General features: G+C 70.5%; 12 protein-coding genes. 5 read left to right on the forward strand and 7 right to left on the reverse strand.

Features of this window, described 5'->3' with window-relative positions:
- Together ESO86_RS07140 and pknB are read left to right on the forward strand one after the other, a co-directional pair.
- Positions 1-851 (forward strand): PASTA domain-containing protein (locus ESO86_RS07140; protein ID WP_129234278.1); only part of this gene is annotated, 851 nt, incomplete at its 5' end.
- A 55-nt stretch (positions 852-906) separates the two neighbouring features.
- Positions 907-2,583 (forward strand): Stk1 family PASTA domain-containing Ser/Thr kinase, encoded by a 1,677-nt coding sequence (gene pknB, locus ESO86_RS07145; protein ID WP_129234287.1) that lies wholly within the window; start codon positions 907-909, stop codon positions 2,581-2,583.
- Positions 2,584-2,587: 4 nt separating this feature from the next.
- Here the strand turns inward: pknB and ESO86_RS07150 are convergent, their stop codons facing one another.
- From ESO86_RS07150 to ESO86_RS07155, 3 genes are read right to left on the reverse strand one after another with little or no spacing between them, the layout of a single operon-like run.
- The gene (locus ESO86_RS07150) at positions 2,588-3,226 is read right to left on the reverse strand and encodes an anthranilate synthase component II (RefSeq protein ID WP_129234279.1); all 639 of its coding nucleotides are present in this window, start codon (positions 3,224-3,226) and stop codon (positions 2,588-2,590) included.
- Positions 3,223-3,387, reverse strand: coding sequence for a hypothetical protein (locus ESO86_RS18670; RefSeq protein ID WP_165307460.1), 165 nt, complete (start codon positions 3,385-3,387; stop codon positions 3,223-3,225). Before ESO86_RS18670 ends, ESO86_RS07150 begins: the two co-directional genes overlap by 4 nt.
- Positions 3,384-4,190, reverse strand: a complete 807-nt coding sequence (locus tag ESO86_RS07155) for a class E sortase (RefSeq protein WP_129234280.1) — start codon at positions 4,188-4,190, stop codon at positions 3,384-3,386. Before ESO86_RS07155 ends, ESO86_RS18670 begins: the two co-directional genes overlap by 4 nt.
- Before the next feature lie 71 nt (positions 4,191-4,261).
- Here ESO86_RS07155 and ESO86_RS07160 point away from each other — a divergent pair, with 71 nt between their 5' ends.
- The gene (locus ESO86_RS07160) at positions 4,262-4,501 is read left to right on the forward strand and encodes a cell division protein CrgA (protein ID WP_129234281.1); all 240 of its coding nucleotides are present in this window, start codon (positions 4,262-4,264) and stop codon (positions 4,499-4,501) included.
- A 264-nt stretch (positions 4,502-4,765) separates the two neighbouring features.
- Here ESO86_RS07160 and ESO86_RS07165 read toward each other — a convergent pair whose 3' ends face one another.
- Both ESO86_RS07165 and ESO86_RS07170 read right to left on the reverse strand, forming a co-directional pair.
- Complete coding sequence (locus ESO86_RS07165) at positions 4,766-5,623, reverse strand: rhomboid family intramembrane serine protease (protein WP_129234282.1); 858 nt, start codon at positions 5,621-5,623, stop codon at positions 4,766-4,768.
- Positions 5,624-5,642: 19 nt separating this feature from the next.
- Positions 5,643-6,182, reverse strand: a complete 540-nt coding sequence (locus ESO86_RS07170) for a peptidylprolyl isomerase (RefSeq protein ID WP_129234283.1) — start codon at positions 6,180-6,182, stop codon at positions 5,643-5,645.
- Between the two features lie 119 nt (positions 6,183-6,301).
- Here ESO86_RS07170 and ESO86_RS07175 point away from each other — a divergent pair, with 119 nt between their 5' ends.
- Both ESO86_RS07175 and ESO86_RS07180 read left to right on the forward strand, forming a co-directional pair.
- Positions 6,302-6,838, forward strand: coding sequence for a hypothetical protein (locus tag ESO86_RS07175; RefSeq protein WP_129234284.1), 537 nt, complete (start codon positions 6,302-6,304; stop codon positions 6,836-6,838).
- A 528-nt stretch (positions 6,839-7,366) separates the two neighbouring features.
- The gene (locus ESO86_RS07180) at positions 7,367-7,621 is read left to right on the forward strand and encodes a hypothetical protein (protein ID WP_129234285.1); all 255 of its coding nucleotides are present in this window, start codon (positions 7,367-7,369) and stop codon (positions 7,619-7,621) included.
- Positions 7,622-7,709: 88 nt separating this feature from the next.
- Here the strand turns inward: ESO86_RS07180 and ESO86_RS07185 are convergent, their stop codons facing one another.
- Positions 7,710-8,153, reverse strand: a complete 444-nt coding sequence (locus ESO86_RS07185) for an NUDIX hydrolase (protein ID WP_129234286.1) — start codon at positions 8,151-8,153, stop codon at positions 7,710-7,712.
- 12 nt (positions 8,154-8,165) lie between these two features.
- Positions 8,166-8,648 (reverse strand): class I SAM-dependent methyltransferase (locus ESO86_RS18675; RefSeq protein WP_479722779.1); only part of this gene is annotated, 483 nt, incomplete at its 5' end.

Consider the following 8,648-nt stretch of genomic DNA (forward strand, 5'->3'; position numbering starts at 1 on the left):
CGGCCGCGGCCGTGCCGGCCGTGCTCGGCGCCGCGGCGGGCATGACCGCGGCGACCATGCTCATGCCCCAGGCCGGTGCGAACACTGCGGCGACGACGGTGCTGGCCACCGGTGCGGCCGTTCCCGACGGCGAGGAGGAGCCGCCCGCCGAGCGCAAGCGCAGCCCGTGGACGTGGCCGCTCATCGTGCTCATCATCCTGCTCGCGCTCGTCCTCATCGGCACGCTGATCGCGCTCGCGCTGAACAGCGGCAACCGCCCGGCGGCGTCGACGTCGAGCGGTCCGCCCTCGACGAGCTCCGCACCGCCGACCTCCTCGAGTGCGCCGCCGCCCGAGACCACCACCGCCGCACCGACCACGGAGCAGATCGACCGTGCCGCCTACATCGGCCGGAGCGTCGACGACGTCCGCGCGGAGCTCGAGGCGCTCGGCTTCCCCGTGACCACCCAGGAGGGCGCGCCGGCCACCACCCCCGACCAGGCGAACACGGTCTCCGACGTCAACCCGAGTGGTCCCGTCGAGATCGGCACCACCATCACGGTCACCTACCTGGGCGCGCCCGAGACCCCGAGCGCGCCGGCGAACGCGCCGACGGTGAATCCGGCGGATGTCGCATCCGGCGGGATCGTCCAGGTCAGCTGGCCCGCGGCCTCCTGCCCCTCCGGTCAGCAGCTCAGCGGCTACGAGGTCGCGGTCACGAACGACGCGACCGCGCCGAGCCCCGTGGGTGCCGGGACGACGAGCGTCAACGTGCAGGCCGGCAGCCAGGACTTCGAGGTCACGTACCGCTACTTCTGCGGTCAGCTGGACTCGCCGTTCTCCCCCGCCGCGCCCGTGACCATCCAGCCGTAGCATCCCCGGAACGAGCCCTACACGAAACGGAGACACCGTGAACGATGACGATCGCATGCTCGCGGGTCGGTACCGCGTGGGTGCGCTCATCGGGCGCGGTGGCATGTCCGACGTTCACGTGGGCACCGACACCCGTCTCGGCCGGCAGGTGGCGATCAAGCTCCTGAAGCCGCAGCTCGCCACCGATCCGGCGTTCCGGATGCGGTTCCGTCAGGAGGCGCAGTCGGCCGCGCGGATGGCACACCCGACGATCGTCCGAGTCTTCGACGCCGGCGAGGAGACCGTGCTCGACTCGTCAGGCCACGAGGTGCAGCTGCCCTTCATCGTGATGGAGCACGTCGAGGGCCGCCTGTTGAAGGACATCATCCACGACGGGCCGCTCGACCCGGCCGCCGCGGCGCGGGTGATCGACGGGATCCTGACGGCGCTGGAGTACTCGCACCGCGCCGGCGTCGTGCACCGCGACATCAAGCCGGGCAACATCATGATCACCACCGGCGGCCAGGTCAAGGTCATGGACTTCGGCATCGCGCGGGCCGTGTCCGACTCGGCGACGACCGTCGCGCAGACCACGGCGATCCTCGGCACCGCCTCCTACTTCTCGCCGGAGCAGGCCAAGGGCGAGACCGTCGATGCGCGCACCGACCTGTACAGCACGGGTGTGGTCCTGTTCGAGCTGCTCACCGGCCGGCCGCCGTTCCGCGGCGACACCCCGGTCGCGGTGGCGTACCAGCACGTCAGCGAGCGGCCGGTCAAGCCGAGCGTGATCAACCCGAAGGTGTCGCCCGCCCTCGACGCGGTGGTCATGCACGCCCTCGCGAAGGACCGCACGACCCGGTACCAGACCGCCGCCGAGTTCCGCGCCGACGTCGAGGCCGCGGCATCCGGTCGGATCCCGGTCCCGAAGAAGACCGACGAGACGGCGCTGTTCTTCGGGACGCCCACGGGCTCGCTGTCCACGTCCGAACTGGCGCTCCGCCAGCTCACCGAGGACGACACCATGACGCGGACGCAGCGACGTCCGCCGGCGATCTGGATCTGGTCCGGCATCATCGCGGTCGTCGTCATCGTCGTCGCCGTCATGTACTGGGCGTTCAACCTCCAGCCGAGCGACACGCTGCCGTCCAACGCGCGGGAGGTCCCCCAGTTGAGCGGTTCGACGTGGGAGGAGGCGGCCAACGAGCTCCAGGCGCTCACCCTGCCGCCCACGCGGATGGATCGCGTGAGCGACACGGTGCCTGCGGGGCAGGTCATCGAGACGGAGCCGGCTGCCGGGGAGATCGTGGACACCGGGACGCCGGTCAGCGTGTTCGTGTCCACCGGTCGCGAGGCGGTCTCGGTTCCCGACGTCGTCAACATGCAGCTCGAGCAGGCGAAGACCGCGATCACCGATGCGGGACTCGCCCCCGGCTCCGAGACGCGGCAGAACTCGCCCACCGTGGGCGCCGGGGTCGTCATCTCGACCGACCCGGAGGGCGGGTCGTCGGTGGATCAGGGCAGCACCGTGAACTTCACGATCTCGTCGGGGAACGTGACGCTGCCCGACCTGACCGGGCAGTCGTTGCAGGCCGCATCCTCGTACCTCGGTACGTCGTCGCTGCAGTTGACGCCCACGCCGGTGCCCGACGCCAGCTGCGCGTCGCAGCCGGGCTCGCCCATCATCCGGCAGTCGCCGGCTCCGGGAGACGTGCCGCAGAAGTCCGCGGTCGAGCTCGTCTACTGCGCGGGCTGAGCGTTCAGCTCGCCCGCACGAGCGGGTTGAGCGACTGCGCGCGCTCCCGCGCCTCGGGCAGCCCGGCGATCGCGAGCCAGTTGCCGAGCATCTTGTAGCCGCCCTCGGTGAGCACGGATTCGGGGTGGAACTGCACGCCGAGGATCGGGGCGGTCGCGTGCCGGAGCCCCATGATGACCCCGCCGTCGGTTCGGCTGGTGACGACGAGGTCGTCGGGCACGGTGCCGTCGACGACCGCGAGGGAGTGGTAGCGCGTCGCGGTGAAGTGCTGCGGGACGCCCTCGTAGAAGGGGCTGTCGTCGTGCACGACCTTCGACGTCTTGCCGTGCATGAGCTCTTCGGCGTTGGTCACGACGGCGCCGAACGCCTCGGCGATCGCCTGGTGGCCGAGGCACACGCCGAGGATCGGCTGACCCGACGCGAGTGCGGCCTCGACGACGGGGATCGAGACGCCGGCATCGGCGGGCTTGCCCGGGCCGGGCGAGATGAGCACCGCGTCGTACTCCGCGATGCGCTCGGCGACGTCCTCGACCGCGATGTCGTCGTTGCGGACGACCTCGGTCTCGGCGCCGAGCTCCTGCAGGTACCCGTTGAGGGTGTACACGAAGCTGTCGTAGTTGTCGATGACGAGGATCCGGGTCATTGCTCCACCGTGACGTCGATTGGGTTCACGATCCCATCCACCCAGGGGAAGACCCAGGTGAAGAGGACGAAGATCACGCCGGCGAGGATGGCCAGCACGAGGATGACGCGGAACCAGGCCGGTCCCGGCAGGATACGCCACAAGGCCGCGTACACGCTCATCGCCCCCATTCCGCGACGGCGGCCGCGATCTCGTCTGGCGGGCCCGCCGAGGCGGGACGCCAGGACTCGAGCACGCCGTAGGCGATGATGCGCTCGGCCGTCGAGTACAGCGGGTTGCAGCTCGTGAGCGTGATGATGCGGTCGACCGCTGCGAGTCCGGGATGGTGCGGCACCGACGCGAGCACCCCGACGGTGTCGGGCGTGACGTACTCGAGGTCGCGGAACCGATAGGTGTACCAGGCGTCGGCGGTCTGGATGAAGATGCCGTCGCCGAGCCGGAGCCGGTCGATCTCGTGCATCCCGCCTCCGTAGGCGCTGCGGTGCGCAGCGATCGCGAAGTTGCCGATCGCGCCCGGCATCTGGGTGCCCTCGTAGTGGCCGACTCCGGTGTCGACGTCGTTGAGCACGTCGAGCCCGGTTCCCTCGGCGACGGTCCGCTGCGAGTCGTCGCCGAATCGGGGGACGTACATGACGGCGAACGCCTCGCCGTAGGGGCGCACGTCGGCGTCGACCGGCGGCTCGGCGACGGCCCCGTCGGCCCCGTCGCGCTCGCCTTCGCCGCCCGTGCCGTCCCCGTGCGTGCGGGTCTGCTCCTGCCACGCGACCGACAGGTCGGATGCCGCTGCCGACTGCTGCGCCCCGGTGATCGCGTCGTTCCACCACAGTTGCCAGCCGAGGAACAGCAGCACGAGCGCTCCCGCCGTCAACAGGAGCTCGCCGAGCACGCCGATGACGCTCGTCCGACGCCGCGGGCTCGGCGGCACGGGCGCTGCCGGCACGGGCGCCGCGGCACTCCTCGACATGTGCGCGAGTCTATTGCCGGCCGACTCCCGCTCGGATCGGAGGCGGAATCCGGTGCAGTAGAATCTCCCGCATGGCACGCACCAATTCTTCGAAGCCCGCGCGCGCGGAGCAGCCGAGCGGCGAGGACGCGCCGAATCCCGTCTGGTTCAAGCCCGTGATGTTCGGCTTCATGCTGCTCGGCCTCGTCTGGATCATCCTCTTCTACGTGAGCCAGGGTGCGCTGCCGGTGGCCGCGCTCGGTTCGTGGAACATCCTCGTCGGATTCGGCATCGCCTTCATCGGCTTCCTCATGACCACGCGCTGGCGCTGACGCCGGCCTGAACGACCTCGAAGCGGGGCGGATGCTGCGGCATCCGCCCCGCTTTCCCCATCTCTGCACAGTGTTATCCACACCTTCCACAGGGTTCTCCACACCGTCCACACCCTGTGGAAACTCGGAAAGCCCGGAATTCCGGACATCGTGCGGAATCACACCCGTGTAACTCTCCCCAACTGTGGACAGCGTTGTGGATAACCGGGATCGGTCGCTCACAGCGGGGTGGCCAGCGGCCGATTCGAGGAGCCCGCGACGGCCTCAGAAGACCGGGAAGAAGAAGTACCTCAGGCTGAGGATCAGCAGCACCAGCACGAGCGCGGCGAGCAGGACCACCTGCAGGGTGCGCTGGTCGCGCTTGCGGGTCTCGACGTAGATCAAGCCGACGAGCGCGCCCACGACGAGGCCTCCCAGGTGCGCCTGCCAGGCGATGTTGAAGCCCGGGACGAACCCGATCACCAGGTTGATCCCGACGAGGATCAGCAGTTGCGTCGCGTTGCCGCCGAGCCGGCGCTGGATCACGAGGAAGGCGCCCATGAGGCCGAAGATCGCGCCCGACGCGCCGACGACGCCGGTCCGCGGATCGGAGAGCCACAGGACGGCGACCGAGCCGCCGAGGCCGGAGATCAGGTAGAGCGAGAGGAATCGCCAGCGCCCGAGCACGTTCTCGAGGAGCTGCCCGAAGATCCACAGCGTGTACATGTTGAGCGCGACGTGGAAGATCAGGCCCGTCGAGTGCACGAGCATCGACGTGATCATGCGCCACGGCTCGAAGTTGAACGGCAGCGAGTAGACGCCCGCATAGAGGAGACGGTCGGTGATCGCGAGCCCGGGGATGAGCTGCAGGAGGTAGACCGCGAGGGTGATGCCGATGATGGAATACGTCACCACCGGTGCCCCGCGGCCGGCGGCGGAGCGGACGCGCGTCAGCACCGCGGGCTTGGTCCGCGGTGCCGACGCGCGCTGCTCGCGCACGCATTCGGGGCAGATGACGCCGACTGGCGCCGGGGTCTGGCATTCCCCGCAGATGGTGCGGCCGCAGCGCTGGCACAGCACGAAGCTCTGCCGGTCGGGATGCCGATAGCAGGTGCTCGCGCGCTCGGGCGCCGGGTCGCTCACCGGGGGTCGGGGGTCTGGCTCAGGCCTGCTCGACGGTGATCTTCTCGATCACGACGTCGTCGAGCGGACGGTCCCGGCCGTCGGTCGGGACCGAGGCGAGCTTCTCGACGACCGCCTGGCTCGCGGCATCCGTCACCTTGCCGAAGATCGTGTGCTTGCCCTGCAGCCACGTGGTCGGGCCGACCGTGATGAAGAACTGCGACCCGTTGGTGCCCTTCCCGCCCTGGATGCCGGCGTTGGCCATGGCGAGGACATAGGGCTCGGTGAAGTCGAGCTCGGGGTGGATCTCGTCGTCGAAGCGGTAGCCCGGTCCGCCGATGCCCTGGCCGAGCGGATCGCCGCCCTGGATCATGAAGCCGGGGATGATGCGGTGGAACACCACGCCGTCGTACAGGGGGTCGGTGGTGGTCTGTCCCGTACCGGGGTGGGTCCACTCGATCTCGCCGGTCGCGAGGCCGACGAAGTTCTTCACCGTCTTCGGTGCGTGGTTCCCGTAGAGGTCGACCTTGATGTCGCCGTGGTTGGTGGTGATCGTCGCGACTGCGGTGGGATTCGGCATACCGACGATTCTCTCATGCACGATTCGGCACGAGACTGGCAACCCCCGCCCTTTCCACCCACATCCAGCCGGTTCGGTGGCAGGATGGAGGAGTTCGCTGCACAACGATGGAGGTCGAGATGAGCCTGTCACGCAAGCGCCGGAAGGAACTCAAGCGACTGCGCAGCAGTGCAGGGGATCTGTGGGGGAACCAGCAGGACGTGCTGGATCACGCGAGCAAGATCGCCCGGGAGGCGAGCCGCCAGGTCAACCTGCTCGCGCAGGAGGAGGTCGTTCCGCGGGTGCGCACGGGCTACCAGACCTATGTCCGGCCGGGTTTCGACCAGGCTCGGAGCTATGCGCGGACCGCGGGCGACCAGGTCGAGCGGTCGATCGGCAGTGCGCTCGGCTCGTTGCTGTCGATCGGCGACATCGCCAACGACACGCGCGTCCGCCGGGCGATCGAGCGCGTCTCGCCGCGTGCCGCGGCGGAGGTGAGGCGCAAGCAGGGCCCGGGCGTGGGCACGTACCTCGCGATCGGTGCCGGCGTCATCGCCGCGGCCGGCGTCGCGTACGCGGTCTGGCAGACGTTCCGTGCCGATGACGAGCTCTGGGTCGCCGACGAGGAGCCGGCGACGGCATCCGACTCGGGTGCCGCACCGTCGCCCGTCATCTGACCCCACGGTTTCCCGACGGCCCCCCATCCACGAGTGGATGGGGGGCCGTCGTCGTCCGCGACCACCCCGCGCGTTCAGTGCTGGCACTGATTTCGGACGGATTCCCGGAATCCTCTTGCGTGTGAGGAGCGAACGACGCTATGGTCGTGACTCGGTTCGACCACTACGGTCGGCCACGGCCCAGGAGAGGAGGCGAGACCCCATGATGATGCAGCGAATCCAGTCGCCTATCCGCGCGGTCGCCTTCCTCGGCGCTCCGTTCGCGGCCTGCTAGCTCGCGCCCTCCGGCGCTGACCGCTCAGAGCAGGTCCACCGCCTGACGAGCACGCCCGCATCGCGGGCGACCTCCGTCCCCCGGCATCCCGATCGCACGGATCGCCGAGCCTCTCCCGCCACTCGTGCCCTCGTGCCGTGAGCCCGCCATCGGGCGACGGATGCCGCGGCGCGCGTCCCGGGAGCCCGCACACGTCACCTCCCGGCGCGTCGCACCCGCGCGCGTCACCGTCCCATCCGATGAAGGAACACACCGTGAACACCACACTCACCGCAACCCGTTCGACCGCGCAACAGGTGGCGGCCGGAAGCGGCCGCCTGCAGGAGCGCCTCGCGCGACGCACCGGGCTCGCACTTCTCACCTGGAGCCGCGCCGCTGAGGCGCGACGCGCCCGCTCCGAGCGCGCGCGCGCCGACGACCTCGTGCGCACGGCCGGACTCCAGCGCGAGGCCGACCGACTCCGCGACGCGAACTTCAGCACCCTCGCGCTCGTGGCCCGGACGCTCTGATCACCATGAACGCCGCATCCGGACCGATCACGACGGTCCCGTCCGCTCGCCGGGCGGGACCGTCGCCCGTCTCCGGCGTGGGCGTCCCTCAGGCGCGCGACGGCGCGCCGTCAGCCGGCTCGTCCGCATTCATGCGCAGCGCGATCTCGAGCAGGCTCACCCGCGTGAGCGAGTCGACTTCGTCGAGCGGGACCCACCTGGCCTCATCGCTCGAGCCCCCGACCTCGTGCTGCAGCCGCCCGCCGACGACGTGCGCGCGGTACACGATCCGCATGGCGTACAGCGGCGCCGAGCCGTGGTGCCGCTTCGCCGCCGGCACGATCATGGTGTCGATGCCGAGCAGCCGGTCGATCTCCGCGTCGTAGCCGGTCTCCTCGCGGATCTCGCGCTTGGCCGCCTCGAGCGGATGCTCCGCCCCCTCGATCCCGCCGCCCGGCAGCGTCCACGCGGAGCGGCCGTGCTCGTGCCAATGGGAGAGCAGGATCTCGCCGTTCCGGATGATGACCCCGTACGCGGCGATGCGGATGTCCATGCCGCCACTGTATTACCCGGCGATGAGCTCGAGCACTCCCGTCCTCGACGCCGTCGGCGGGTGCTGCCTCGCCAGCCAGCCGGAGGCGCGTCCCTCGCCTGCCGCGACGGGCAGTTGGGCGGCGTGCAGTTCGAGGAGCACCTGCCCGCCCGTCGCGAGCCACGGACGGGCGTCGGCGATCAGCCGGCGCACGTGGCCGAGCCCGTCGGCACCGCCGCCGACGAGGGCGCTCGCCGGCTCGTGATCCCGCGCCTCGCGCGGCATCAGGTCGAGCTCGGCCTCTGGCACGTACGGCGGGACCGCCGCGATCGTCGTCAGCCTCCCCCGCAACCGGGTGGGAAGCCCGTCGAGCGCGTCGGCGAGGTGCACGCGAGCACCCTGCGGCAGGTTCCGCCCGGCCAGGGCCAGCGCGGCCGGGTCGAGATCGGCCGCGTGCACCTCGGCGCCGGGGACGGAGGCCGCGACCATGGCGGCGAGCGGCGCGACGCCGCAGTA

The sequence above is a fragment of the Agromyces binzhouensis genome (assembly GCF_004135055.1).
Classification (GTDB): domain Bacteria; phylum Actinomycetota; class Actinomycetes; order Actinomycetales; family Microbacteriaceae; genus Agromyces; species Agromyces binzhouensis.

What these genes read in the sequence shown, in the direction of transcription:
- ESO86_RS07185 (WP_129234286.1), bottom strand. Translation starts at nt 8,153, where the DNA reads ATGGACATCCGCATCGCCGCGTACGGGGTCATCATCCGGAACGGCGAG.
- ESO86_RS07160 (WP_129234281.1), top strand. Translation starts at nt 4,262, where the DNA reads ATGGCACGCACCAATTCTTCGAAGCCCGCGCGCGCGGAGCAGCCGAGC.
- ESO86_RS07150 (WP_129234279.1), bottom strand. Translation starts at nt 3,226, where the DNA reads ATGACCCGGATCCTCGTCATCGACAACTACGACAGCTTCGTGTACACC.
- ESO86_RS07155 (WP_129234280.1), bottom strand. Translation starts at nt 4,190, where the DNA reads ATGTCGAGGAGTGCCGCGGCGCCCGTGCCGGCAGCGCCCGTGCCGCCG.
- ESO86_RS18670 (WP_165307460.1), bottom strand. Translation starts at nt 3,387, where the DNA reads ATGAGCGTGTACGCGGCCTTGTGGCGTATCCTGCCGGGACCGGCCTGG.
- ESO86_RS07170 (WP_129234283.1), bottom strand. Translation starts at nt 6,182, where the DNA reads ATGCCGAATCCCACCGCAGTCGCGACGATCACCACCAACCACGGCGAC.
- ESO86_RS07175 (WP_129234284.1), top strand. Translation starts at nt 6,302, where the DNA reads ATGAGCCTGTCACGCAAGCGCCGGAAGGAACTCAAGCGACTGCGCAGC.
- pknB (WP_129234287.1), top strand. Translation starts at nt 907, where the DNA reads ATGCTCGCGGGTCGGTACCGCGTGGGTGCGCTCATCGGGCGCGGTGGC.